Below are 24,598 nucleotides of genomic sequence, written 5' to 3'. Positions count from 1 at the left end.
GGTTCAGGCGGCCGTTTCGGTCCGGGTGCGGGCGGCGTAGGCGCGGCGCGCGCGGCCTTCGCGGGGGCGGCGGCCACCGGGACCGCGACCTCGTTCGGAAGTCGCCTTCGCGGGTGCCGGGATGGACACCGGCGTGCCCGACGGGGCCTGTGCGCCCGTGATGCGCGCCAACTCCGCCTCGCCCGAGCGCACTTCGGCGGTGTGCGGACGGATGCCCGCCGCGGCCATCAGCCGGGTCATGCCGCGCCGCTGCGCCGACGTCACCAGGGTGACGACGCTGCCGGAGCCGCCGGCGCGTGCGGTGCGGCCGCCTCGGTGCAGGTAGTCCTTGTGGTCGGCGGGCGGGTCGACGTTGACGACGAGGTCGAGGTCGTCGACGTGGATGCCGCGTGCCGCGACGTTCGTGGCGACGAGCGCGGTGACCTGGCCCGACTTGAACTGGGCGAGGGTGCGGGTGCGTTGGGGCTGGGACTTGCCGCCGTGCAGGGCCGCCGCCCGTACCCCGCTGTTCAGCAGGTGCGTGGTGAGCCGGTCGACCGCGTGCTTGGTGTCGAGGAAGAGGATGACCCGGCCGTCGCGTGCGGCGATCTCCGTCGTGGCGGCGGTCTTGTCGGCGCCGTGCACGTGCAGCACGTGGTGTTCCATCGTGGTGACCGCTCCCGCCGACGGGTCGACGGAGTGGACGACGGGGTCGTTGAGGTAGCGGCGGACCAGGAGGTCGACGTTCCGGTCCAGGGTGGCCGAGAACAGCATGCGCTGTCCGTCGGGCCGCACCTGGTCGAGGAGTTCGGTGACCTGGGGCAGGAAGCCCATGTCGGTCATCTGGTCGGCCTCGTCGAGGACGGTGACGGCGACCTGGTCGAGGCGGCAGTCGCGCCGCGTGATGAGGTCCTTGAGCCGTCCGGGCGTGGCGACGACGACCTCGGCGCCGGTGCGCAGCGCCCCGGCCTGCCGTCCGATGGACATGCCGCCGACCACGGTGGCCATACGGAGCCGCACCGACCTGGCGTACGGGGTGAGGGCGTCGGTCACCTGCTGGGCGAGCTCGCGGGTGGGGACGAGGATCAGGGCGAGCGGACGGCGCGGCTCGGCCCGCTGTCCCGCGGTGCGGGCGAGCGCCGCGAGGCCGAAGGCGAGGGTCTTGCCGGATCCGGTGCGCCCGCGGCCGAGGACGTCCCGGCCCGCGAGAGTGTTCGGCAGCGTGGCCGCCTGGATCGGGAAGGGCGTGGTGACCCCGAGATTGGTGAGGGTGGCGAGCATGCCGTCCGGCAGGCCGAGCGCGGCGAAGTCCTCGACGGGCGGCAGGGCCGGGGTGATGGTGGCCGGGAGCGTGAACTCTCCCTGGGGGGCGCTGGGACGGCGGCCGCGGCCGCCGGAACCCTTGTACCCCTGGGCGGATCGGCCGTTTGTGCGAGCTGAGCGGTTCATGTGGACCTCGAACCTTCCTCGATGCGGCGCGTGTCGAGGAATTCTCAGCGGGCACCGTCCGGTGCCGAGAACCGCAGGAACGGCCGGTTAAATGAAAAACAATTCCGGCCGCCGGGGGATTATTTCGGTTCCGGCCGGGGAATGGGCGGCGGGGGCGACTCGCCCCCGTGAACCCGCAGAGCGCGCGGCGTCCGTAAAACGCAACGAGCTGGGGCCCGCACCCAAGGTGCGGGCCCCAGCTACGAAGTACGCGTCAGCGTCAGGCGTCAGGCGGGAACGATGTTCTCGGCCTGCGGGCCCTTCTGGCCCTGCGTGACGTCGAAGGTCACCTTCTGGCCCTCCTGCAGCTCACGGAAGCCCTGGGTGGCGATGTTCGAGTAGTGGGCGAAGACGTCCGCGCCGCCACCCTCCTGCTCGATGAAGCCGAAGCCCTTTTCCGAGTTGAACCACTTCACGGTGCCAGTAGCCATGTCATATCTCCTTCGGGGCAATTGCCCGGAAGCCCGCACTGTGCGGACTCCACGTCGCCGTGATGATTACCCTGTCCGGACATGACCGGCAAAAACAAAGTGCCCAGCCGACGCGGAATGTCGGCGGAGCACTTGGAGTCTCTGGAAACCACAACTGCAACTGATAACGACAGTAGCACGCAGCGTTGGTCCGTGCAGGGTTTTCATATCGACGGGCCCGTCGGCGGAAAAACTCTCCCGGCACTTGACGCGAAATTCTGGTTCTGCCGTCATAGATATTCGACCCCGGCTGGAGAACGGCTGCGGGACTACCCCTCGCCGTGCGACTCCTTCTCGCGGAGCTCCTCGTTGATGCGCAACGCGTCCTCCAGCTGGTCCTCTAGGACGACGATGCGGCAGGCGGCCTCGATCGGCGTGCCCTGGTCGACGAGCTCGCGGACGCGCGCGGCGACGCGCAGCTGATAGCGGGAGTAGCGGCGGTGGCCGCCCTCGGACCGCAGCGGTGTGATCAGACGGGCCTCGCCGACCGCCCGGAGGAAGCCGGGCGTGGCGCCGATCATCTCGGCGGCCCGGCCCATCGTGTAGGCGGGGTAGTCGTCGTCGTCGAACCGGTCCTGGCCGCGCGAGGGGGTCTCCGGGGGCATCTGCACCTTTTCCTTGAGTACAAGCACGAACCCTAACAACGGAGTGCCGCTTGCCTGTTCCAGCGGTGACAGCTTTTCGCGGACGGAGAGGGGAGGTATCGGGTCCGGTCGCCCCGCACCTCGGTAAGCTGACCAGTCATGTCGATCCCTGACGAGCTGCTCGTCGACATCGCCGCCCTGGTCGAGTCCGAGCACAGCAATCAGATGTCCCTCACCGTCGTCGTCGGCGGTGCCGTCATCACCGGACGGCTGGCCCCCGAGGCCCTGTGGCGGCGGCGCGTCGCCGAAGTCCTGAAGGACTCCGCCCGGCTCGGCCCCTTCGCCGCCGCGTTCGTGTCCCCCGAGGCGGATTCCGGCCCGCCCCTGGAATCCAGGCCGCCCACCCATCTCCACTTCCATCTGGCCCGGATCCTCCAGGGCAGCCTGGGCCTGCCGGAGACCGGCGGGATGTACCGCATCGCTCTGGCCGACGTGAGCGCCTGGACCGTGGGCGACCTCAGCTACTCCGACTCCTGACCCCGCCACGACAGGCCCACCGCGACAGGCCCCGACTCAACATGAGTCGGGGCTTGTCAACTTTCCTCCTCCTGAGCTATATAAAAAGGCGTAGGGCATCGCACCCAACATCTGAGGAGAGGAGTGACCCGTGATGCTCATGCGTACCGACCCGTTCCGCGAATTCGACCGGCTCGCCCAGCAGGTCTTCAGCAGTTCCCGCCCCGCCGGAATGCAGATGGACGCCTACCGCGAGGGCGACGAGTTCGTCGTCCACTTCGACCTGCCGGGCGTCGACCCCGAGTCGATCGACCTCGACGTCGAGCGCCACGTACTGAACGTGAGGGCCGAGCGCCGCTCCCCCGCCCCCGAGGGCGTGGAGATGATCGCGGCCGAGCGGTCCACCGGAAGCTACGCCCGCCAGCTCTTCCTCGGCGACACCCTGGACACGGAGCGCATCGACGCCTCGTACGAGGCCGGTGTGCTGACGCTCCGCATCCCGGTGGCCGAGCGGGCCAAGCCCCGGAAGATCCACATCAGTGGTGGCGGCGACCGCAAGCAGATCGACGGCTGACGAGACGGAGGAGAACGGCACGATGAGGTGGAGCGAACTCATCGAGACGGTGCGGGAGACCGGTCAGTACGACGGTGCGGCGGACGCGGAGCGCGTGACACGCGTCGTCCTGTCCGCACTCGGCGGCCACGTCGTCGGGGACGTACGGGCCGATCTGGCGCGGCAGCTGCCGCCGGAGGCTGCGCGGCTCGTCGCGGACCGCATCCCCGCCGCCCGGCCGCTCACGGCCGCGGAGTTCGTGGAGAGCGTGGCGCGGTGCCTGCCGGGCGCGACCCCCGCCACCGCCCGATGGGACGTCAGCTCCGTCCTCACCGCCCTGGCGCGGGCGGTGGACGAGGAGCTCGTCGACCGCCTGCTGGGCCTGCTGCCGTCCGGTTACGCCCTGCTGTTCGGCAGGGCGGAGCTGGTGCGGGCGGCCTGAAGGCCCGGCGCGAGTCCTGACGCGCGGGTGCCGTCCGAGAACCCCGGCAGGGGCTTTCGGACGGCACCCGCGGCAGTGACTACCGCCTGGCGGAGGGCTTCGGCAGCTGGCAGCCCGCGCGGCTCAGGTCGATCTTGTTGCCGGCGCCGACGCACGGCACGATCCAGTAGGTCTGCTGCGCGTAGTTGATGCCTTCGCGCACGGTGACCTTGCCGTTCTCGTCGACCTCGCACGGGTTGTTGTCCGTGCACTCCTCACCGCTCTCGTTGCCGGTGTTGTTGACGGCGACGACCTTGCCGGTCTCGTCGTCGATCACCGGGGAGCCCGAGGTGCCGCCGATCGTCTTGCAGTCGGGGGTGTAGCGGACCGAGTCCTTCCAGGTCCAGTTCCCCTCCTTGAGGCGGTACGCGAAGCCGTCGACGCTGCACTTGTACAGCTTCTTCCAGTACCCGGAGGCGACGGTGATCTTCCGTCCCTGCTCGGGCCGCGCCGCGTTCAGCTCCAGCGCCTTGATCCCGTACCTGCTCTCGATGTCGCTGTAGGTGCTGGTGGTCTGATAGAGCGACATGTCCGTGTCGGTCATCGTGCCGTACGCGATCTTGCTGGCCCTGATGGTCCCGAGGCGGCCGCCCGAGCTGTTGAGCAGCGTGAAGCTGCGGGACGAGGCCTTGTTGACGATGACTTCGCCCGGCGCGGGGAAGCCGCTCTCCAGACAGTGCCCGTTGGACAGGACGAGGGCCGGGTCGGTGGGCTTCGAGTTCGGTACGCGCACCACGGAGCCGGAACAGTTGCTGAGCGCCACCGTTCCGGCGAGGGTGACGGCCTTGATGCCGGGCTTCGCGGGCGCTTCGTTGCCGACGGCTGTCGCGGGCGCCGCGGTCGCTCCGATGAGCAGAGCCGCGAAGCACGCACCGACGAGAGGCTTCTTCATGTGGGGGTCCCCTCCGATGACTAAGTGACCGAAGTTCCTTCGGTGTTGTCATGCGCATTGTTGGGGCGCCGCGCCGTCAGGACAAGACCGCAAACGGACACAACTGACCGCTGACAGGACGCCGCGGAACGGAATGAGCCGCTCCATCAGAGTTCACGAGACACCCCTTGTGTCCGAAAACACGAGGCGGCACGCGATACCCGCCCGTAAGCTCGCGGACATGCAGGTCATCCAGTCGACGAAGCTCTCCAACGTCTGTTACGAGATCCGGGGCCCGGTGCTCGAGGAGGCGATGCGGCTGGAGGCGGCCGGTCACCGCATCCTGAAGCTCAACACCGGCAACCCCGCCGCCTTCGGCTTCGAGTGCCCGCCCGAGATCCTCGAGGACATCCTCCGCAACGTCGGCGACGCCCACGGCTACGGCGACGCGAAGGGCCTCCTCGCCGCCCGCCGCGCGGTCGTCATGCACAACCAGACCCTGGGCATCGAGACCGACGTCGAGCACGTCTTCATCGGCAACGGCGTCTCCGAGCTCATCGTGATGGCCATGCAGGGTCTCCTGGACGACGGCGACGAGGTGCTCGTACCGGCGCCGGACTACCCCCTGTGGACCGCGGCCGTCTCCCTGTCCGGCGGCACCGCCGTGCACTACCGCTGCGACGAGCAGTCGGACTGGATGCCGGACCTCGCCGACATCGAGCGCAAGATCACCGACCGCACCAAGGCGCTCGTGATCATCAACCCGAACAACCCGACCGGCGCCGTCTACGACGAAGCGATGCTGCGCGGCCTCACCGACCTCGCGCGCCGCCACAACCTGCTGGTCTGCTCGGACGAGATCTACGACAAGATCCTCTACGACGGCGCGACGCACACGCCGACCGCCGCCGTCGCCCCGGACCTGCTGACCCTCACCTTCAACGGCATGTCGAAGGCGTACCGGGTGGCCGGCTACCGCGTCGGCTGGATGGCCATCTCGGGCCCGAAGGCGCACGCGTCCTCGTACATCGAGGGCCTGACGATCCTCGCGAACATGCGCCTGTGCGCCAACATGCCGGGCCAGCACGGCGTGGTCGCGGCGCTCAGCGGACGGCAGACGATCAACGACCTCGTACTGCCGGGCGGCCGGCTCCTGGAGCAGCGCGACACGGCGTACGACCTGCTGACCCGGATCCCGGGCGTGAGCTGCGTGAAGCCGAAGGGGTCCCTCTACCTCTTCCCGCGGCTCGACCCGAAGGTCTTCAAGATCAAGGACGACCGGCAGATGGTCCTCGACCTGCTGCGCGCCGAGAAGATCATGGTCGTGCACGGCACGGGCTTCAACTGGCCCGAGCCCGATCACTTCCGCGTCGTGACGCTGCCGACGGCGACGGACCTCGCCGAGGCGGTCACCCGGATCGGCACGTTCCTGGACGGCTACAGCCAGCCCTGACCAGCCCCGACGGCCCATATCTGGGCCCGACTCAACTTTAGACAGGATCTAAGCTAGGATGGCTTTCAAGCAACCGTCTGGAGGCCATCCCATGTACGAGCCGATCCGCACCAAGTCGGTCCACACGATGGCCGACGACGCGAGCTATCCGCACCGCTCCCGCGAAGAGGAGCTGGACATCCAGCTCGCCGGGCACCTCGCCGCCCTGCTCGCCCTCACCGACGAGCTGCGCGCCCTGTCCCCGTCGGCCGCCCTCGACGACGCCGCCGAGCAGCTGGCGCTCCAGGTGGCACGGCTGCGCCGGGGCGTGCTCCCGCCGCGCTCCGCCGTCGCGGCCGCGGTCCACGAGCCCCATCTGTCCGCCCTGCACCAGCGCGCCCACGCCCTCGCGGGCCGCGCCCTGGTCGTGGCGGCGTCCCGTGCCGACACCGCGGCGGCGATCCTGGCCGCCGAGCGCATGGACGCCCACGCGGACGCCTCGCGCCTCGTCGGCGCCCCCTGATCGGCCCCGGTCCGCGGCCGGGGAGGCCACGGACCGGGTGCCACCCACCCGGCGACAGCTGGGGGTGCCGGCCGCCTAGGCGGTGATCTTGACGGTCGCCGTGGCGGACGAGCCCTCGTGCAGGGCGTCACCCGCGTAGCTCACCGTGTAGAGCGTCTTGCCCCGCTTGCTGGGCAGGTCCTTGACGCTGAACGTGCCGTCCGCCGCGACCGACGCCGATGTCAGCTCGCCCGTCGTGCCGAACCGGTCGGTCCGCGTCACCTTCAGGTCGATCCCGGACGGCAGCGCGCGCCCCTGCCCGGTCAGCCTGCCGGTGATCGAGACGCCGCCCGCGCGGGTCGCCTCCGCGGGCGCGGTCAGCTCGATCCCCGTCGAGGCCTTGGCCACGTCCACCGTGAGCGTGACGTCCTCGGCCGGGCGGTGCGTGACATCGCCGAGGAAGCGCAGCGTGTACGTCGCCTCGCCGACCCGGTCCGGTACGTCGAGGACGGTGAAGCTGCCGTCGGCCGCGACCCTGGCGGCCGCCACCTCCTGCGTGCCGTCGGCGTCCTTGCGGACCGCGGCGACCTTCACCGGCTCGGCGGGCGCGGGCCCGTCGAGCTCCAACGTGCCGCGGATACCGACGGGTTCGCCGACGACGGGCTTCGACGGCGTGGTGGTCAGGGTGCCGGTGAAGCGCGAGTCGTACTGCGCGGCCGGCGGCTTGATGACGTGCAGCCAGTGGCTGCTGCCGCCGTCAGAGGTCACCGCGAAGAGCCGCGAGCCGTCCTTGGCCCAACCGAGGCCCTGCGGCACGACCCGCGTCCCGTCGAGGTCGCCCTCGAAGGCGAACTCCAGCGGTGTGGTGCCGTCCTTCGGGTCGGCGGGCTGGATCAGCAGGTCCGCCGCGCTGCCGGTGGCGGCCGCGCCCCGCGCCACGTACTTCCCGTCACCGCTGAACGCCACCGCCGACGCCTTCGCGCCCTCCGGCAGCGGCTGGTACCCCGTCGGGGCGTCCGCGAGGTCACCGGCGTCGAGCAGCCGCGTGCCGTACGCGGCGTCCGCCACGGCGATGCGCTTGCCGTCGGCGCTCTGCGCGATGTCCTTCAGGTCGAGCGCGCCCTTGCCCTCGGCGTCGGCGAACCGGCGCGAGGGGCCCCGCACGAGACTGTCGCCGCTCGCATCGAACGTAGTGAGGAACGCGTCGGTCGTGGGGCCCGCGCCCGCCTGCCCCATCACGAGGCGGTCGGGCGCGCCGGGGCCCGCCTCCAGGCGCAGGCGTCCCTGGCTGTTCCATCCGGTGTTGACGGAGGACGTGCCGTTGACGCCGTACAGCAGGGCCATGTTGTCGGGCCGGTCGCAGTACGAGGAGCCGGAGTACGGCGTCTCCGTGAACCACGTCTTGCCGCCCGCCACCGCCACCTCGCGGCCACAGGTCACGTCGTAGGGCGCACTCGCGGCGCCGGACCTGGTCTGCGTCGCCGTGTCGAACGTCAGGATGCGGTTGGACTGCGACACGTGCAGGGTCGCGCCGTCCGCGCTGAGCGCCATGCCGGACGCCGGCTGGTCGGTGGCGAGCGAACCGACGCGCTGGCCCTGGAAGTTGTAGACCAGGACCTCGCTCGCCCCGGAACCGCTCTTGCGCCCGTCGGTGACGTAGACCCGCTCGTGCGCGTCGTCGACCACCATCGCCCCGAACGACGCGATGGGCAGCTTCGCCGCCTCGTCGGACGGTGTCGCCGCGTAAGCCGCGGGCGCCCCGACGGCGACCATCCCCGCCGAGCCGAGGACCACCGCGAGCGCCGCGCCCGTCACCCGTCGTAAACCCTGAGATCGCTTCAACTCGTCCCCCCACAGGATCGATCGACGGCCCGCCGTGATCAGCGGGCCGACATGCGGACCCATGAAACCTGTGTGAGGAGTGTGAAGGCAAGGTGTTCGAGGTGCGGGTGTGTCACACGGCCGGGCCCCCGCACGCCGTTGTGCGGGGCCCGGCCGGAAACGGAACGCCTGTCGGGTCAGCCGAGGCGCTGGACCAGCGCGCGGTACTCGTCCCACAGCTCCTTGGGCGTGTGCTCACCGAAGGTGTTGAGGTGCTCGGGGACCAGCGAGGCCTCGTCGCGCCAGACCTCCTTGTCGACCGTGAGCAGGAACTCCAGGTCGTCCTTGGCCAGATCGAGGCCCTCGGTGTCCAGCGAGTCGACCGTCGGCAGGATGCCGATGGGGGTCTCGACGCCCTCGGCCCTGCCGTCGAGGCGCTCCACGATCCACTTCAGGACGCGGGAGTTCTCGCCGAAGCCGGGCCACACGAACTTGCCGTCGGCGTTCTTCCGGAACCAGTTGACGTAGTAGATCTTCGGCAGCTTGGACTGGTCGGGCTTGTCCGCGCCGACCTTCACCCAGTGCGCCATGTAGTCGCCCATGTTGTAGCCGCAGAACGGCAGCATGGCGAACGGGTCGCGGCGCAGCTCGCCGACCTTGCCCTCGGCCGCGGCGGTCTTCTCGCTGGCCACGTTCGCGCCGAGGAAGACGCCGTGCTGCCAGTCGAAGGACTCGGTCACCAGCGGCACGGCCGAGGCGCGGCGGCCGCCGAAGAGGATCGCCGAGATCGGCACGCCCTTGGGGTCCTCCCACTCGGGCGCGATGATCGGGCACTGCGAGGCGGGCGTGGTGAAGCGGGCATTCGGGTGCGCGGCAGGGACGCCGGACTCGGGCGTCCAGTCGTTGCCCTTCCAGTCGGTGAGGTGGGCGGGAGTCTCCTCCGTCATGCCCTCCCACCAGACGTCGCCGTCGTCCGTCAGCGCCACGTTGGTGAAGACGGAGTTGCCCCACAGCGTCTTCATGGCGTTGGCGTTGGTGTGCTCGCCGGTGCCGGGCGCGACGCCGAAGAAGCCGGCCTCGGGGTTGATCGCGTAGAGGCGGCCGTCCTCGCCGAACCGCATCCAGGCGATGTCGTCACCGATGGTCTCGACGGTCCAGCCGGGGATCGTCGGCTCCAGCATGGCGAGGTTGGTCTTGCCGCAGGCGGACGGGAACGCGGCGGCGACGTACTTCGACTCGCCCTGCGGGGGCGTCAGCTTCAGGATCAGCATGTGCTCGGCGAGCCAGCCCTCGTCGCGCGCCATGACGGAGGCGATGCGCAGCGCGTAGCACTTCTTGCCCAGCAGGGCGTTGCCGCCGTACCCGGAGCCGTACGACCAGATCTCGCGGGCCTCGGGGAAGTGCGAGATGTACTTGGTTGAGTTGCAGGGCCACGGCACGTCGGCCTCACCCTCGGCCAGCGGGGCGCCGAGCGTGTGGACGGCCTTCACGAAGAAGCCGTCGTCGCCGAGCTCGTCCAGGACCGCCTGGCCCATGCGGGTCATGGTGCGCATGGAGACGGCGACGTACGCGGAGTCGGTGATCTCGACGCCGATGGCGGAGAGCGGCGAGCCGACGGGGCCCATGCAGAAGGGCACGACGTACATGGTGCGGCCGCGCATGGAGCCGCGGAAGACGCCCTGCTCCCCCGCGAAGATCTCCCGCATCTCGGCGGGGGCCTTCCAGTGGTTGGTCGGGCCCGCGTCCTCCTCCTTCTCGGAGCAGATGAACGTGCGGTCCTCGACGCGCGCGACGTCGGTGGGGTCGGAGGCCGCGTAGTACGAGTTCGGGCGCTTCACCGGGTCGAGCTTCTTGAAGGTGCCCTTGGCGACGAGCTCCTCGCACAGGCGCTCGTACTCGGCCTCGGAACCGTCGCACCAGACCACCCGGTCCGGCTGCGTCAGTTCGGCGATCTCGTTCACCCAGGAGGCCAGCTCCTGGTGGTTGGTCGGGGCAGTGCCCAGGGGCTCTGCGAGAAGGGGAGCCGCGATGTCGCGCGCCACGATTGCTCCTAATCGAGGGGTTTTCAGGATGTATGCCCCGTGGGGGCTGCGACCCGGACGCTTCACGTGTGCTCATTTTGGCGCTCATCCGGTGCCGACCGCACTCATTTGATCATCCGACTCGTTCGCGCATCTGTCCAGAGGGCCTCACACTTGAGCGGCGTGAGTATCGCCACTTGTACGGGTAAGGGGGTGTGGACGCCGATCCGTCCGTTTGACGTCCGGGCCACGGGGTTCCCCGAGGGTTGCGTCCGTTTGATGTTTGACTTACGGAGCCGTAGGTACGATGCCGCCATGACCGCCCATGTCCCCGAAGCGACACCGCACTCCGCGGACAACCCCTCGCTCGTCCCGTCCCCGGACTCCATGCCGCTGCCGGTGAAACCGGCGATGCGCGGCTGGCTGCACGCGGGCATGTTCCCCGCCGTAGTGATCGCGGGCCTGGTGCTCACCGCACTCGCGGATTCCACCCGCGGCCGGATCGCCTGCGGCATCTTCGCCCTCAGTGCCTGCCTGCTCTTCGGCACCAGCGCGCTCTACCACCGCGGGAACTGGAGCCCCAGAGCCGACGCGGTGCTGCGCCGCCTCGACCACTCCAACATCTTCCTGATCATCGCGGGCACGTACACCCCGCTCACCCTGCTGCTCCTGCCCGAGGCGAAGGGCCGGTGGCTGATGTGGGGCATCTGGGGCGCGGCGCTCGCCGGCATCGCCTTCCGCGTCTTCTGGGTCGGCGCCCCGCGCTGGCTCTACACGCCGTGCTACATCGCGATGGGCTGGGCCGCCGTCTTCTTCCTGCCGGACTTCATGCGGACGGGCGGCATCGCCGTCCTCGTCCTGGTCGTCGTCGGCGGAGTGCTCTACAGCGTGGGCGGCGTGATCTACGGAATCAAGCGCCCGAACCCCTCCCCCCGGTTCTTCGGCTTCCACGAGGTCTTCCACTCCCTGACCCTGGCGGCCTTCGTCATCCACTACGTCGGCATCTCCCTGGTGGCGTACCAGCACGGCTGACGCTCCCCCCGATTTCCACCCGAGTGGCCGCGGTCCGACCGTGGCCACTCTTTTCGTCAGCCACTTTCCCCGTCCCGGGACCGACCGTGGGCCATGGCCGACAATGACGTCATGACGGCCGCACGCACCTCCGCCCCCGCGGGCTCCCCCGGACCGGGTCTCCGCGAGCGCAAGAAGCTCAAGACCCGCATCGCGATCCGGGACGCGACGTACCGGCTGGTCCAGGAGCAGGGGTACGAGGCGACGACGGTCGAGCAGATCGCGGAGGCGGCGGAGGTCTCCCCGTCCACCGTCTTCCGCTACTTCCCGACCAAGGAGGACATCGTCCTCACCGACGAGTTCGACCCGCTCCTGGAGAACGGGTTCCGCGAGCGGCCCGCCGACGAGCCGATCGTGGAGTCCCTGCGGCACGTGCTGCGGCGGGCCGTGGAGTTCGGCTTCACGGAGGAGCCCGAGGTCTCGCGGCTGCGCACGAAGCTGATGATCGAGGTGCCCGCGGTGCGCTCGCGGGTCCTGGAGAGCATGTCGGTGACCGGCGGCATCCTGTGCCGGGTCATCGCGGAGCGCACCGGCCGCGACCCGGGCGACCTGGAGGTGCGGGCCTTCTCCATGGGGCTGATCGGCGCGCTCACCGAGACCGCGGCGTACTGGGCGGAGCGCGGCCACGAGGACGACCTGCCGACGCTGGTCGACCGGACGCTGGACATGCTGGCGGCCGGATTCGCGGAGCCGCCCGGCGCGTGAGCCCGGGACGGCCCGCGCGTGAGGGCACGGAAAACCCCGGGTGGCCACCGGCCCCGGCGTGCCATCCTGACCGCATGATGAACGGCCCGGAGATCCTCCTCGACTTCGCCCCCGAGCTGGGGGTTTTCGTCCCGCACGAGCGAAGGGGCGGCCCCACGCGGGCCGTTACGGACGGCGCGTCCACGCTCGGGCACGTCGTCGAGTCGCTCGGCGTTCCGCTGACGGAGGTCGGCGCGCTGGTGGTCGACGGCCGCGAGGTGGCCGTCGGGCACGTCCCCGCGGCGGGCGAGGCCGTCACGGTCCGCGCGGTGCCCCGCCCCCAGGAGGTGCCCGGCGCCCCGCTCCGCTTCCTCCTCGACGTCCACCTCGGCACGCTGGCCCGCCGCCTGCGCCTCCTGGGCGTCGACGCGGCGTACGAGAGCACGGACATCGGCGACCCGGCCCTCGCCGCGCGTTCGGCGGCCGAGCGGCGCGTCCTGCTGAGCCGTGACCGCGGCCTGCTCCGGCGCAGGGAGCTGTGGGCGGGGGCGTACGTCTACAGCGACCGCCCCGACGACCAGCTCCGCGACGTCCTCGACCGCTTCGCCCCCGAACTGCGCCCCTGGACCCGATGCAGCGCCTGCAACGGCACGCTGCGCGCCGCCACGAAGGACGAGGTGGCGGACCGCCTGGAGGGCGGCACCCGCGGCACGTACGACGTGTTCGCGCAGTGCGGGTCCTGCGACCGCGTGTTCTGGCGGGGCGCCCACCACGACCGGCTCGAAGGCATCGTGGAGCGGGCGTTCGAGGAGTTCGGCGACGCGGCGGCCGGGCTCACGGCTCGTACAGGGGCAGGAAGTTGATCACCGGTTCCTCGTAGGGATGAGCGGCCCGCACCGCGTCGAGGACGGCGCGGGCCTGCTCCTCCCCGCAGACGGACTCCACCCGGCACTCCGCGCCCCGCTGCACGACGCCGACCTCCCCGTCGTAGGGATCCGCGCCGGGCAGCGGCAGCCACGTCCCGTTGACGGGCCACCAGCTCGCACACCGCGCGTAATCCCCGACCCGCCCCGCACCGGCCGCGTGGAGCGCGTCGACGACCTGCTCCACATGGCTCTCCGGAACGGCTATCTCTATCTTCAGACGCACCATGCCGGGACCCTAACCGGAGGCACAAAGGCCTAGGAGAGCTGTTCCGCCAGCACCGCCGGATCCGTCGTCGGCGCGCTGCAGACGAAGCCCCGGCAGACGTACGCCGCGGGGGCACCGTCGACCAGCGGTCGGTCGGCGAGGAGCGGGAGTTCGGTACTGCCCTCCGGGCCCGCCGCGACGACCGCTCCCGGGGCCGTGCCGAGCAGCGCCGTGCGGTGCAGGTCTCCCAGGACGTCCCCGATGACCGCGACCTCGCGCGGGCCGTCGAGCGCCGCCTCCGCGACCGCGAGGCCGTGGCCGATGAAGCGCGGCACGCGGGGGCCGAGCGCCTTGACGATGCCGAGTGCGCGCTCCGCCGCGGTGCGGTGGGGTTCGGCGCCCGTGTGCGCCGCGTAGGAGAGGAGCGCGCCCGCGGCCGCCGTCCAGCCGGAGGGCGCCGCGTTGTCCGTGGGGTCCTGCGGGCGGCGGATGAGCTGCTCCGCGTCGGCCGCCGTGTCGTACAGCGCGCCGCTCTCCGCGTCCACGAACTGCGCGAGGACGTGGTCGAGGAGGAACCCGGCGAACTCCAGCCACACGCCCTCGCCGGTGACCGCGGCCAGCGCGAGGAAGCCCTCCGACACGTCGGCGTAGTCCTCCAGGACGCCCGCGTTGGCACCGGCCCTGCCGTCCTTGGAGGTGCGGGCCAGGCGGGCGCGCGGGTCCATGTGGAGACGTACGAGGAGATCGCCCGCGCCCACCGCGGCCGCGATCAGGTCCGGCCGACCGAAGTACGCGCCGACCTCGGCGAGCGCGGCGACGGCGAGGCCGTTCCACGCGGCGACCACCTTGTCGTCGCGGCCGGGGGCGGGCCGCTCGGCGCGCGCCGCGAGGAGCCGCTCCCGGATGGCGGCGAGCCGTGAGGCGTCCGCCATCGGCCCCTCCGCGCGCGGCAGTTGCAGCACGGAGGCACCCTTCTCGAAGGTGCCCTCCTCCGTCACCCCGAAGCAGGACATCGCCAGCTCCGCGTCGTCCTCCCCGAGGACGTCGCGCAACTGCTGGGGCGTCCATACGTAGTACGCGCCCTCGACATGCTCACCCGTCGCCGGGTCCTCGCTGTCCGCGTCGAGCGCGGAGGCGAAACCGCCCTCGTTCGTACGGAGTTCGCGGACCATGAAGTCCGCCGTCTCCAGGGCGACGCGGCGCGCGAGCTCCGAGCCGGTGGCCCGCCACAGGTGGGCGTAGGCACGGCACAGCAGCGCGTTGTCGTACAGCATCTTCTCGAAGTGCGGCACCACCCACTCGCGGTCCACGGAGTACCGCGCGAAGCCGCCGCCGAGCTGGTCGTAGATGCCGCCGCGCGCCATCCGCTCGCACGTGTCGGCCGCCATCTGGAGCGCGCCCTCGGCGCCCACGCGCGCGTAGTGCCGCAGCAGGAACTCGATCGCCATGGACGGCGGGAACTTCGGCGCGCCGCCGAAACCGCCGTGCGTCGCGTCGTAGTCCCGGGTCAGGCCGAGCAGCGCCTGCGCGAGCTCGTCCTCGCCGGGCTTCTCGTCGCTGTTGTGGGTGAGCTGCCGCTCCCCGAGATCGCGCGTGATCTTCCCCGCCACCTCGTCGACCTCACCGCGCCGGTCCGTCCAGGCCCGGTGGACGCCGTCGAGGACCTGCGAGAAGGAGGGCATGCCGTGCCGCGGCTCCGGCGGGAAGTACGTACCGAAGTAGAACGGCTCGGCGTCGGGCGTGAGGAAGACCGTCATGGGCCACCCGCCCTGGCCCGTCGCGGCCTGCACGGCCTCCATGTACACGGCGTCGACGTCGGGCCGCTCCTCGCGGTCGACCTTGATGTTGACGAAGTTCCGGTTCATGAGCGCGGCGGTCGCCCCGTCCTCGAAGGACTCGTGCGCCATGACGTGGCACCAGTGGCAGCTGCTGTAGCCGACGCTCAGCAGCACCGGCACACCCCGCTCGCGCGCCTGATCGAAGGCCTCGGCCGACCAGGGCCACCAGTCGACGGGGTTGTCGGCGTGCTGCAGGAGGTAGGGGGACGTCTCTTGGGCCAGTCGGTTCGGCATGCCCCCCATCCTGCCGGAGTCCCCGCCCGTCCCGCCGGAGCACGGCGCCCGCCACTTCGGGGACGGGATGGTCGTCGTGCGCCCCGGGCGCGTCCCGACGCCGCAATCGACCGGCCCGCCGCCTCCTTATTGTGCAAGTGACAGTAACTGAAGTACCTTACAGGGCATGCAAGATGACGTGTGGTCACCACCGCCTGTACTGCTGACGGTCGATCTCGTGATCCTGACGCTGAAGGAGAGCCGCCTCCACGTGCTGCTTGTGGAACGGGGCGAAGATCCCTTCCGGGGCATGTCGGCCCTGCCCGGAGGATTCCTGAACCACGCCGGTGAGGAGATCCTGGATGCCGCCCATCGCGAACTGAGCGAGGAGACCGCGCTGACCGCGGGCTGGGTGCACCTCGAACAGCTGGCCGTCTACGGGGAAGCAGGCCGTGACCCTCGGGGCCGAGTCGTCTCCGTGGCCCACCTGGCGATCGCGCCGGGGCTGCCCGACCCGGTCGCGGGAACGGATGCAGCCGATGCCGCGTGGGTCCCCGCGGAAGCCGTCCTGTCCGGCGAGGTAGAGCTCGCCTTCGACCACCGCCGAATAGCTACGGACGGGATCGAACACGCGCGCACCAAGCTCGAGTTCTCAGCTCTGGCCACAGCATTTTGCAGGGAGATCTTCACTATCACAGAGCTGCAGCAAGTGTACGAAGCCGTCTGGGGCACCGAACTCGACACGCGCAACTTCTACCGGAAGGTCCAAGCCGCGAAGGGATTCATCGTCCCCGTCGGCACGAATCGCAGGACCACAGGAGGACGGCCCGCACGGCTGTACCGGGCCGGTCCGAAAACTGTGCTGTTCCCACCGCTGATCCGCCCCGCCCCATCCGCGACGGAAGAGAACACGAGAAAGGATGAGGAATAGATGCCCAGTGGCCAGGTGGTGATTCTCACTGCCCTCAACCTTGAATACCAGGCTGTGCGCCAGAGGCTCACAGGCCCGCAGTTACACCGCCACAAGCGTGGCACCCGGTTCGAGGTGGGAACCGTGCAGGGTACATCGTGCCGTGTCGCACTCGGCCTGACGAGCAAGGGGAACAGTTCCGCCGCGGTGATCGCCGAGCGCGCGATCCAGGAATTCTCGCCGACGGCCGTGCTGTTCGTCGGGGTCGCGGGAGCCCTGTGGGAGACCGCCAGGCTGGGCGACGTGGTGGTGGCGACACACGTGTACGCCTACCACGGCGGCACCAGTGAGGACGACGGCCTCAAAGCCCGCCCTCGGGTATGGGAGGCACCGCACGGCATCAGCCAGCTCGCCTCCCACCTGGCCCGTCTGAGCGACTGGGCGGACCCCGTGTCCGGTCACGAGGACGTGCCACACGTGCGCTTCGGAGCAATCGCCGCCGGCGAGGTCGTCCAGAACTCAAGGGTCTCGGCCGAGGCGAAATGGATCCGACAGCACTACAACGACGCACTCGCCATCGAGATGGAGTCCGCGGGTGTGGCACAGGCAGGCCATCTCAGCGGCGCACCGGTGGCCGTCGTCCGAGGGATCAGCGACCGGGCGGACGGCACGAAGAACAGCGCGGATGACCGCAACTGGCAGCCGCGGGCCGCAGCGAACGCGGCTGCGTTCGCCACCCGATTGGCAGTGGAGCTCGTGGGCGAACAGGAGGAGACCGCAATGTCCCAGGACGGGGCCCGTTCGGCCGACGGGTTCGACCGACGCGTCAGCAACACCGCCCACCACAGCACCGTCGGCATCATGGCCGGCTCGGTCACGGGCAGCAGCGTCCACATGAATGCGGCCCCGAAGACACCCGGAACGACGGACCTGATCACGGAACTGAACGCTTTCCGAGCGCAGTTGGGCCGGCACCGCGCTGAGGGCGCCCTCGACGAGGCCACCTACCGGGAGGCCCTGAACGACCTGGACTCCGCCCTCCGGACGGCCGGGAGCAACACCCCTGAATCCTCGAAGCGAACCACCATGACGCTGAAAAGGCTGCGTGGACTGGTCGCGGAGTGCCCCGCGCTGGTGGCCGAGCTGGCCCCCATGGTGGCCGCGGCCGGTGACCTGGCATGAGTTATGGCAACGATGCCGCATACAACTCGGCCGCATACGACTCCACCGTCGGAATCCAGGCCGAGACCGTACACAACTCCAACGTCTACTTCGTCCACCCGGACGCTTCGCCGCAAGAGAAGTACGGAGTGGGCGTGCGGTTGCTCGAGGACGGCATCCCCAGCCGCGCCCGCGAAATGATCACTGATGCGATCGCCCACGGGTACGACAGCGCGGAGGTTCGTTTCCACTGGGTGCTCGCCGCACTCAGCGCACGCACCTACGACGACCTCAGCACCGAGGAAGTCCAACGGCTGCACTACATCTCCGGGCTCGTACGGACCTTCGCCGAGGACGAGTGGAAGGAAGCCCTGCGCGTCACTTTCGGCTTGTTGGCGGTGCTCAGCTCCGCCAACGGTGAGACCGGACCCGTGCTGAAGCAGTTGCAAGACCTGCCGTTCCGCCAGCACAACGCGATCCTCCGCCACCTCGACCTCATGCTCACCGGAGGACTGAAGGACGACCTGTGGACGGAGACCCGCGAACGAGCCAGGGCGGAGCGCTTCGACAACGACCGGGGCCGGCGGGTCTGGGCCTACTTCGCACCCGCCCCTATCGGGGCGCGGGCCGTTCCGCCCCGCCCGAGCACCGCTGCCGCCGCCAAGGCGGCCCTCCCCGTCCGGACGGTCCTGTTCGTTGTCAGCAGCCTGCTGCTCTGGGCCCTGGCACTGATCGCGGATCCGGCCATGGCGAGCGTCGAGTTACTTGTGGCTCTCGGCGCAGGTCTGGCAGCGGCCCGCTCCGGTGACCGGTGGTGGGGCCAGGGACCGCGGCGGGACCTCACTGTCGGGACCCGCGTCCCTCACACGCATGGTCCCTCCTCCGACGAGGACGGGTTCACCAAACGCGTCCGCCATTCGTTCGATCACTACTTCAGTGTTCGCACGCCCCACGAGTTCACGCGGGACGCCTGGCTCGCCCACACCGCTCAGGTCCGCAGCAGCCTCGCCGCCGAGATCGCGGACCTCTACCGGGAGAGCCGGGTCAGTGTGGACCGGGTCACCTGGTTGATCCGTTACCTCGCTGAGGACACCCGGAACCGCCACAACAACGGCACGCTGTTCGAGGATGACCGCCAGAACCGGACTCCGGTCAGGATGAAGGCCTTGACCGTGGTGGCCCTGACCGTTCTCGGCGTCACGGTTCTGACCACGTTCGGAACGGCAATGTCGGGTGCCACCTCGCTGCGATCACTGTGGGCGTTCCTGGCCATGATCGGTACGGCCTGGTCCGGGCACGCGGCCGCTTCCCTGTGGCTGGAGGTCCGGCGTGAAGAGCACCGGCTGGCCCGTGAGACACGGAAATACCGTGAGCAACTGGCCGCACGACAGGACGCACACCAGCGCTGGCAGTCGCTCCTGGACGCCACGCGCCCCAGTGAGCAGCAAATGGAGACCTGGCTCGCCTGCGACAAGACTTCGTTCGTCGATGAAGCGCTCCGGCACCACCGGCTCACCTGGCGCGACCTGATCACCCACACCATCCTGGTGTCCCCCGCCCCTTCTTACAAACGAGGCCGGGTCAAACGCGGCCCCTGGCGGTACTCGCACTACGTGTTCCGCTTGTTCCTGTTCACCCAGGACGGCATCCGCGAGATGAGCTCTGAGTTCAGCTTCTCCGACGCAACGCGAAAGAACGAGCAGCGGAGCAACTACCGGTTCGACGCTCTGTCTTCCGTACAGGTGGCGGAGAATGTCGACGGCGGCTACGAGTTGGAACTCGTCCTCACCAATGGACCGGCGAGGAAAATCCGCGTCAAGGACGCCGATGCCCATCAGCTGGCGCCGGACGAGAGTTCTCAGGAAATCTCAGAAATCAACCTCAGTGCGGCTGGCTCTACCCACACCTTCCGCCTCTTGGAGGGGATAGCGGCGGAAGGGAAGGGCTGGATCGAACGACACAGTCCCAAAAACCTGACGCCCTTCCAGGTAGTCGGCTGATCCTGGACTCGAGTATGGGAATTCCTGTGCCTTCCACGGACGATGTCACCGAAAGTAAAATCCTGCTGACCGAGTACGACCGCCTGAAGGAGGAACAGAAGACCCGCATAGGGTTCCGTGACAACCTGCTCTACTTCACGCTCGCGGCGGCCACTGCGGTCGTGGCGGTCACCGTCCAGAGCGGACAGTCCCGGCTCCTGCTCTTCGTCCCCGCGGTCTGCCTGATCCTGGGATGGACCTATCTGGTCAACGACGAGAAGGTCTCGGCAATCAGCTCCTACGTCCGCGACCATCTGGGACCACGTCTGGAAGAACTCGCCTCCGCTCGCGGCACGGTGTTCGGCTGGGAGGTCTACCACCGCAGCGTTGCAGGCCGCACCATGCGCAAGCGGCTTCAGACCGCGGTGGACCTGTTCGCGTACCTGGTCCTGCCCATGGTGTGCACGATCGCGTTCTGGTGCTCGCCCGCCGTTCAGCCCCTGCTCGTGCTCACTTCTCTCCTGCTGACGCTCGCCTTGATCGTGCTGGGCTGGCAGTTCCTACGCCGTGCGGAGCAGTAGCGCGAGCGCCAGCACCGGTTCATAACCGCGGAGTTGTGCACACCCGCGGGCATCAGGGGCACCCGCTATATCCGACGTTCAGCAGCACCGGCACGCCCGCTCGCGCGCCTGATCGAAGGCCTCGGCCGACCAGGACCGTGGCCGGGCGCCCTCGCTTCCGCGCCCCGTACGCAGGACACTTGTGGCCGCAGGGAACTGTTGCTCTCGGAGGGGGAACCCATATGCGGGACAGCCATCGGGCCGAGGCCGAGCGGCTGTTGGCACGGGCCGTGGAGGAGGAGGTCCGCCGTTCGGGCGGGCGCGTCGACGGGAGCGTGCTGCTGACGCGGGCGCGCGGCGCGCTGGACGCCATGGCGCAGACGGCGGCGGAGGAGTACGGCGCGTACAGCGGCGCGCTCGACGAGGCGGAGGCCGGGCGGCTGAGCTTCAAGCAGCGGTACTCGAAGGAGGGGGCGGGAACTCCGCTGCTGGTCGCGGTGGTTGCGGCGCTCGCGGCCGGGGTCTGCGACCTGTCGTTCGGCACGAGCGTCGGCACGGCCCTCGGCACCGGCGCGGTCGTCGCCGTGGCGGGCGCGGCGGCCACCGTCGTGAAGGTGACGGCCTCCCACGTTCCGGCGGCCAGCCGCCGCGCGGGCGAGCTCAGCCGGCCGGGCGGGCCCGAGCAGCTGCGGTTGCAGTGGCTGACGGCGCTTGAGGTGCGCGGCATACGGCCCTTCCTCGACCAGCAGCGGGTCCTCGCCGCGTCGACCGGAGCGCGCACGGCGAAGAAGCCGGCGCCGCAGCTGCGCGGCACGGACAAGAGCGCGGCGGCGCGCAGGCGCAGCGTCCTGCAGCAGTCCTTCGGCCAACTCACGGAGACGGCGGCGCCCTTCGTGGGGCGCAGGGCCGAGCTGGGGCGGATCGCGCGGTGGGTGCACGCGGCGCGTGCCAGCACCGACACGCGGCCCACGGTGGTCGTGCTGCACGGCGTGCCGGGCTCGGGGCGGACCTCGCTCGCGGTGCGCGCGGCGCACGACCTGCGGGACCAGTTCCGCGGCGCGTGCGTCGTGGACCTGCGCGGCGACACCCCGCAGGAGTCCCCGATGACCACCCGCGACGCGCTGATGCACCTGCTGAATCGATTGGGCGCCCCGCGCGAACAGCTCCTCTTCCGCGAGCGCGCCTCGCAGGAGCAGCAGCTCAAGCGGCTCAGCGAGCTCTACCACCAGTATCTGACGGGCCTCGCGGTGACGATCGTGCTCGACGACGCCAGCGACGTCGAGCAGGTCCGCACGCTGGTCCCCGAGCGCTCGGACAGCCTCGTCCTCGTCACCTCGAGGGAGCCCCTCGCGCTGCCCGGCGACCTGCCCGCGTGGGTGCACTCGCTGCCGGTCGAGGCGTTGGACGAGGCGGGCGCGGAGGAGCTGCTCCGCGAGTCCGCGGAGGACGCCTCCGGGCCCTACGACGCCGCATCGGGCGACACGATAAGGGAGTTGTGCGGCGGGCTGCCGCTCGCGCTGCGCGCCGCGGGCTCCTCGCTGGGCCCGCGGACACCGAGCCGGCTCGCGTCGGACCTGTCGGCGTACGGCCCGGCGGAGAAGGTCGGCCCGGTCGAGCGCGTCCTGTGGCTGCGCTACGCCGACCAGTCGGAGCAGGCCAGGCGGCTGCTGCGCCGCCTGGCGCTCGCGGGGCGCGCCTCGCTGGGCGCGGCCGCGGCGGCGGCGCTGCTCGGCACGGACGAGCAGGAGGCGGCCCGGCAGCTGACCGCCCTGTCCCGCGCGGGCCTCGTCGAAGTGCCCCGCCCCCGCGACCGCGGGGGTGACGAGGCTCCGCCCGGCCGCCGCTACCGCCTGCACGACGTCGTCCGATCCTTCGCCCGCACCCGCCTCCTCGACGAGGAGCAGCCCGCCGAACGCTCGGCCGCCCAGGAACGCCTCATCGCCAGCTACGGAGAGCTGGCCGACACCGTGATCCGCCTGGTCGACGGCAAGACGTCCACGCGCGCCGACACTCTTTTGAAGGGTGCGGCCGGGCAGCACGGGTTCACCTCGCTCGACGCGGCGCTGCGCTGGCTCGACGACGAGTCGACGTTCATCACGGCGGCGCTGCGGCACGCGGAGGGCGTCGACCAGCGGGCCGTGCTCAACCTCCTCGGGGCCCTGTGCGACTACTGCCTGCTGCGCGGCGACCTCTACCGCCTCGGTGAGATCAACGAACTCACCCAGGCCATCGACCAGGGCCTCCTCGGCCGCAGCGTCCAGTGGCGCACCGGTATCGCCGCCCGCCAGCTGGGCGAGCTCGACCAGTCGCGTACGACACTGAACTCCGTCGTCGACCTGTACTTCGAGGCCCACCAGGACGCGGCCGCCGCCCGCGCGCTCGGCTCCCTCGGCATCACCCTGCACCACCAGGGCAATCTCACGGAGGCCGCGGCACGGCTCACGGAGGCGCTCGATCTGCAGGCCGCCGACGAGCTGGCGGGCGACCGCGCCTGGACGCTGCACGCCCTCGCGGCGGTCGAACGGGACCGCGCCCACCTCGCGCACGCCCTCGACATGCTGGAGAGGGCTCTCGCCCTGCACCGCGGGAGCGGCTCGGTGCACGGCGAGGCCTGGACGCACTTCCAGCTCGGACAGCTCTGCCTGCGCATGGGCGACGTACCGGGCGCGGAGGGCGAGCTGCGCGAGGCCCTCGACCTGTACGGCCGCACCCGCGACCCGCGCGGCGAGGCCTGGGCCATGACGCAGCTGGCGCGGGCCCGCCTCGTCGACGGCGACCCCTCACCGGCGGTCGACGGACTGCGCCAGGCGGTGTCCCGGCACCGCGACAATGACGACGCGCGCGGCGAGGCGTGGTCCCTGTACTACCTGGGCCAGGCCCTGGAGGAGGCGGGCAGCCTCGACCAAGCGGTGCGCGACCTGGAGCGGGCCCGCACGATGTTCTCCCGGATGCGGGACGTGTACGGCCTGGCCTGCGCCCGGCACCATTCGGCGCGTGTCACCCGCGACCAGCGCGCCGCGCAGACGGGTTCGCTGCGCAACTCCGGCTTCGCACGGCAGCTCCTGGTGGACGCCCGCGCCGACTTCCAGCGCATCGGTGTCGCGCACGGCGAGGCCTGGACGTGTCTGGAGCTGGTGGTCGTGGACGCCGGCAACAACCGCAGTCAGCAGGCGCTCGGCCTGTGCGACGAGGCCATCGGGCTCTTCTCCTCGTACGGCGACCGCCGCGGCGGCGACTGGGCCCGCTTCCTGCGCTGCACCCTGCTGCCGTACGCCTCACCGGGCGGCTGGGAGATCGGCACGGCGGTGGCCCAGGAGGAGCTGAGCCGGCTCTCCCGCGACGACCATCCGACGCGCGACGGCAAGCTCACCGACTGCGTGCAGGCGTACGCCCTGCTTCTGGAGCGCGGCGCCGACCTGGAGACGGGGTGGCAGGCGTGGCGTCTGGGGATGGTGCCGAGCCGGCACGCACGGGAGGTCATGGGGGTGGACGTACCGGAGCGGCGCTGAAGGGACAGCGCTGAAAGGGTGGCCGGAAGGCCGCCGTTTTCCCCCAATTGGGGTGTTATGTACACCGACGGGCTACGGCCGTGAGCGCGCACGGCCGTCCCGGGTGACGCTCACATGGACCGGCTTCTCCTTCTGTGAAGAGGTATCCATGCGTACGCGCAGCATCGTCACCACAGCCGCTCTCACGTTCGTCACCGTGCTCGGTGGCGCCGACGCCGCGATGGCCGACCCCGGCCCGGACGCCGTGGGCACGACCGGCAACTCCCCCGGCGTCCTCAGCGGCAACAACGTCCAGGTCCCCGTCGACCTCGGCCTCAACCTCTGCGGCAACACCGTCGACGTGCTCGGCCTGCTCAACCCGGCCACCGGCAACGAGTGCCAGACCCACGGCTGACGGCCTGACCGGCCCGCCACCCCATGTGCGCCCCCCGGACGCGCTCCGCGTATCGGACGCATGAGCCATGCGGACGGGTGGGCTTCCGCGGAAGGCCGTGTGCGGCCGGAACCGGCCGGATAAGCCTTCTTGCGATCTTCACAACCACAAGAAAGGACGCTTCATGCGTATCCGTACTGCTGTAGCCACCACCGTCCTCGCCGGCCTCACCGTCCTCGGCGGCGCGGGCGTCGCCTCCGCCGACGGCCACGACGGAAACGACGGTGTCGGCTACGGCATCGAGAGCGGCAGCGACATCAACACCGTGCACCACGAGAACACCGCCGCCGTCTTCGGCGACCTGGTCATGGACTGACCGGAACCACCCCGGCAGTACAGGCACAGAACTCAGTCCCCTCTCGCCCGCGGGCGGGAGGGGTCCGGGTTTTAC

At 70.5% G+C, this 24,598-nt stretch carries 23 protein-coding genes; 15 read left to right on the top strand and 8 right to left on the bottom strand.

Annotated elements, in window-relative coordinates; genetic code table 11:
* Window positions 1-3: 3 nt before the first annotated feature.
* The 3 genes from AC07DO_RS21860 to AC07DO_RS21850 all read right to left on the bottom strand — a co-directional run bounded on the left by AC07DO_RS21860 (window position 4) and on the right by AC07DO_RS21850 (window position 2,542).
* Window positions 4-1,428, bottom strand: a complete 1,425-nt coding sequence (locus AC07DO_RS21860) for a DEAD/DEAH box helicase (protein ID WP_479061838.1) — start codon at window positions 1,426-1,428, stop codon at window positions 4-6.
* A 266-nt stretch (window positions 1,429-1,694) separates the two neighbouring features.
* Window positions 1,695-1,898, bottom strand: a complete 204-nt coding sequence (locus tag AC07DO_RS21855; RefSeq protein WP_055568178.1) for a cold-shock protein — start codon at window positions 1,896-1,898, stop codon at window positions 1,695-1,697.
* Between the two features lie 308 nt (window positions 1,899-2,206).
* Window positions 2,207-2,542, bottom strand: a complete 336-nt coding sequence (locus AC07DO_RS21850; RefSeq protein WP_479061835.1) for a MerR family transcriptional regulator — start codon at window positions 2,540-2,542, stop codon at window positions 2,207-2,209.
* 138 nt (window positions 2,543-2,680) lie between these two features.
* On the opposite strand from AC07DO_RS21850, the gene AC07DO_RS21845 reads away from it, so the two are divergent.
* The 3 genes from AC07DO_RS21845 (at window position 2,681) to AC07DO_RS21835 (ending at window position 4,032) form a co-directional block, all read left to right on the top strand.
* Window positions 2,681-3,058, top strand: a complete 378-nt coding sequence (locus AC07DO_RS21845; RefSeq protein ID WP_479061833.1) for a hypothetical protein — start codon at window positions 2,681-2,683, stop codon at window positions 3,056-3,058.
* Window positions 3,059-3,191: 133 nt separating this feature from the next.
* Window positions 3,192-3,611: an Hsp20/alpha crystallin family protein gene (locus tag AC07DO_RS21840; protein WP_479062462.1), complete on the top strand. Its 420-nt coding sequence runs from the start codon at window positions 3,192-3,194 to the stop codon at window positions 3,609-3,611.
* Between the two features lie 22 nt (window positions 3,612-3,633).
* Complete coding sequence (locus tag AC07DO_RS21835) at window positions 3,634-4,032, top strand: DUF2267 domain-containing protein (RefSeq protein ID WP_479061831.1); 399 nt, start codon at window positions 3,634-3,636, stop codon at window positions 4,030-4,032.
* Window positions 4,033-4,111: 79 nt separating this feature from the next.
* Here AC07DO_RS21835 and AC07DO_RS21830 read toward each other — a convergent pair whose 3' ends face one another.
* Window positions 4,112-4,963 (bottom strand): S1 family peptidase, encoded by an 852-nt coding sequence (locus tag AC07DO_RS21830; RefSeq protein WP_479061829.1) that lies wholly within the window; start codon window positions 4,961-4,963, stop codon window positions 4,112-4,114.
* Between the two features lie 220 nt (window positions 4,964-5,183).
* Here AC07DO_RS21830 and AC07DO_RS21825 point away from each other — a divergent pair, with 220 nt between their 5' ends.
* Entirely contained in the window at window positions 5,184-6,395 is a 1,212-nt protein-coding gene (locus AC07DO_RS21825) for a pyridoxal phosphate-dependent aminotransferase (RefSeq protein WP_479061827.1), read from the top strand.
* 91 nt (window positions 6,396-6,486) lie between these two features.
* On the top strand, window positions 6,487-6,897 hold the full coding sequence (locus AC07DO_RS21820) for an SCO4983 family protein (protein WP_479061825.1): 411 nt from the start codon (window positions 6,487-6,489) through the stop codon (window positions 6,895-6,897).
* Window positions 6,898-6,972: 75 nt separating this feature from the next.
* Here AC07DO_RS21820 and AC07DO_RS21815 read toward each other — a convergent pair whose 3' ends face one another.
* Both AC07DO_RS21815 and AC07DO_RS21810 read right to left on the bottom strand, forming a co-directional pair.
* Window positions 6,973-8,781 carry an Ig-like domain repeat protein gene (locus AC07DO_RS21815; protein ID WP_479061823.1) on the bottom strand — a complete coding sequence of 603 codons (1,809 nt, stop codon included), beginning with the start codon at window positions 8,779-8,781 and terminating at the stop codon, window positions 6,973-6,975.
* 113 nt (window positions 8,782-8,894) lie between these two features.
* Complete coding sequence (locus AC07DO_RS21810; RefSeq protein WP_479061822.1) at window positions 8,895-10,739, bottom strand: phosphoenolpyruvate carboxykinase (GTP); 1,845 nt, start codon at window positions 10,737-10,739, stop codon at window positions 8,895-8,897.
* Window positions 10,740-11,033: 294 nt separating this feature from the next.
* Between AC07DO_RS21810 and trhA the strand changes: the two genes are divergently transcribed.
* The 3 genes from trhA (at window position 11,034) to AC07DO_RS21795 (ending at window position 13,336) form a co-directional block, all read left to right on the top strand.
* Complete coding sequence (gene trhA / locus AC07DO_RS21805; protein WP_479061820.1) at window positions 11,034-11,750, top strand: PAQR family membrane homeostasis protein TrhA; 717 nt, start codon at window positions 11,034-11,036, stop codon at window positions 11,748-11,750.
* Between the two features lie 111 nt (window positions 11,751-11,861).
* Entirely contained in the window at window positions 11,862-12,494 is a 633-nt protein-coding gene (locus tag AC07DO_RS21800; RefSeq protein WP_479061818.1) for a TetR/AcrR family transcriptional regulator, read from the top strand.
* A 77-nt stretch (window positions 12,495-12,571) separates the two neighbouring features.
* Complete coding sequence (locus tag AC07DO_RS21795; RefSeq protein WP_479062461.1) at window positions 12,572-13,336, top strand: Mut7-C RNAse domain-containing protein; 765 nt, start codon at window positions 12,572-12,574, stop codon at window positions 13,334-13,336.
* Here AC07DO_RS21795 and AC07DO_RS21790 read toward each other — a convergent pair.
* Both AC07DO_RS21790 and AC07DO_RS21785 read right to left on the bottom strand, forming a co-directional pair.
* Window positions 13,308-13,625, bottom strand: coding sequence for a hypothetical protein (locus AC07DO_RS21790; RefSeq protein ID WP_479061816.1), 318 nt, complete (start codon window positions 13,623-13,625; stop codon window positions 13,308-13,310). The genes AC07DO_RS21795 and AC07DO_RS21790 overlap by 29 nt on opposite strands.
* A 29-nt stretch (window positions 13,626-13,654) precedes the next feature.
* Complete coding sequence (locus tag AC07DO_RS21785; protein WP_479061814.1) at window positions 13,655-15,676, bottom strand: thioredoxin domain-containing protein; 2,022 nt, start codon at window positions 15,674-15,676, stop codon at window positions 13,655-13,657.
* 166 nt (window positions 15,677-15,842) lie between these two features.
* Here AC07DO_RS21785 and AC07DO_RS21780 point away from each other — a divergent pair, with 166 nt between their 5' ends.
* The 7 genes from AC07DO_RS21780 (at window position 15,843) to AC07DO_RS21750 (ending at window position 24,523) form a co-directional block, all read left to right on the top strand.
* Window positions 15,843-16,586 (top strand): NUDIX hydrolase, encoded by a 744-nt coding sequence (locus AC07DO_RS21780; protein WP_479061812.1) that lies wholly within the window; start codon window positions 15,843-15,845, stop codon window positions 16,584-16,586.
* Entirely contained in the window at window positions 16,587-17,747 is a 1,161-nt protein-coding gene (locus AC07DO_RS21775) for a 5'-methylthioadenosine/S-adenosylhomocysteine nucleosidase family protein (protein ID WP_479061810.1), read from the top strand.
* On the top strand, window positions 17,744-19,726 hold the full coding sequence (locus AC07DO_RS21770) for a hypothetical protein (protein WP_479061808.1): 1,983 nt from the start codon (window positions 17,744-17,746) through the stop codon (window positions 19,724-19,726). Before AC07DO_RS21775 ends, AC07DO_RS21770 begins: the two co-directional genes overlap by 4 nt.
* A 14-nt stretch (window positions 19,727-19,740) precedes the next feature.
* The gene (locus AC07DO_RS21765) at window positions 19,741-20,286 is read left to right on the top strand and encodes a hypothetical protein (RefSeq protein WP_479061806.1); all 546 of its coding nucleotides are present in this window, start codon (window positions 19,741-19,743) and stop codon (window positions 20,284-20,286) included.
* A 221-nt stretch (window positions 20,287-20,507) separates the two neighbouring features.
* Window positions 20,508-23,774, top strand: a complete 3,267-nt coding sequence (locus AC07DO_RS21760; RefSeq protein ID WP_479061804.1) for a tetratricopeptide repeat protein — start codon at window positions 20,508-20,510, stop codon at window positions 23,772-23,774.
* Between the two features lie 148 nt (window positions 23,775-23,922).
* Window positions 23,923-24,168, top strand: coding sequence for a chaplin (locus tag AC07DO_RS21755; RefSeq protein WP_479061802.1), 246 nt, complete (start codon window positions 23,923-23,925; stop codon window positions 24,166-24,168).
* A 163-nt stretch (window positions 24,169-24,331) separates the two neighbouring features.
* Window positions 24,332-24,523, top strand: a complete 192-nt coding sequence (locus AC07DO_RS21750; protein WP_479061801.1) for a hypothetical protein — start codon at window positions 24,332-24,334, stop codon at window positions 24,521-24,523.
* Window positions 24,524-24,598: the final 75 nt, after the last annotated feature.

This window comes from Streptomyces sp. NPDC045678 (assembly GCF_056432085.1).
The sequence above is the reverse complement of the archived record's forward strand: the minus strand, read 5'-3'. Positions and strand labels throughout refer to the sequence as shown.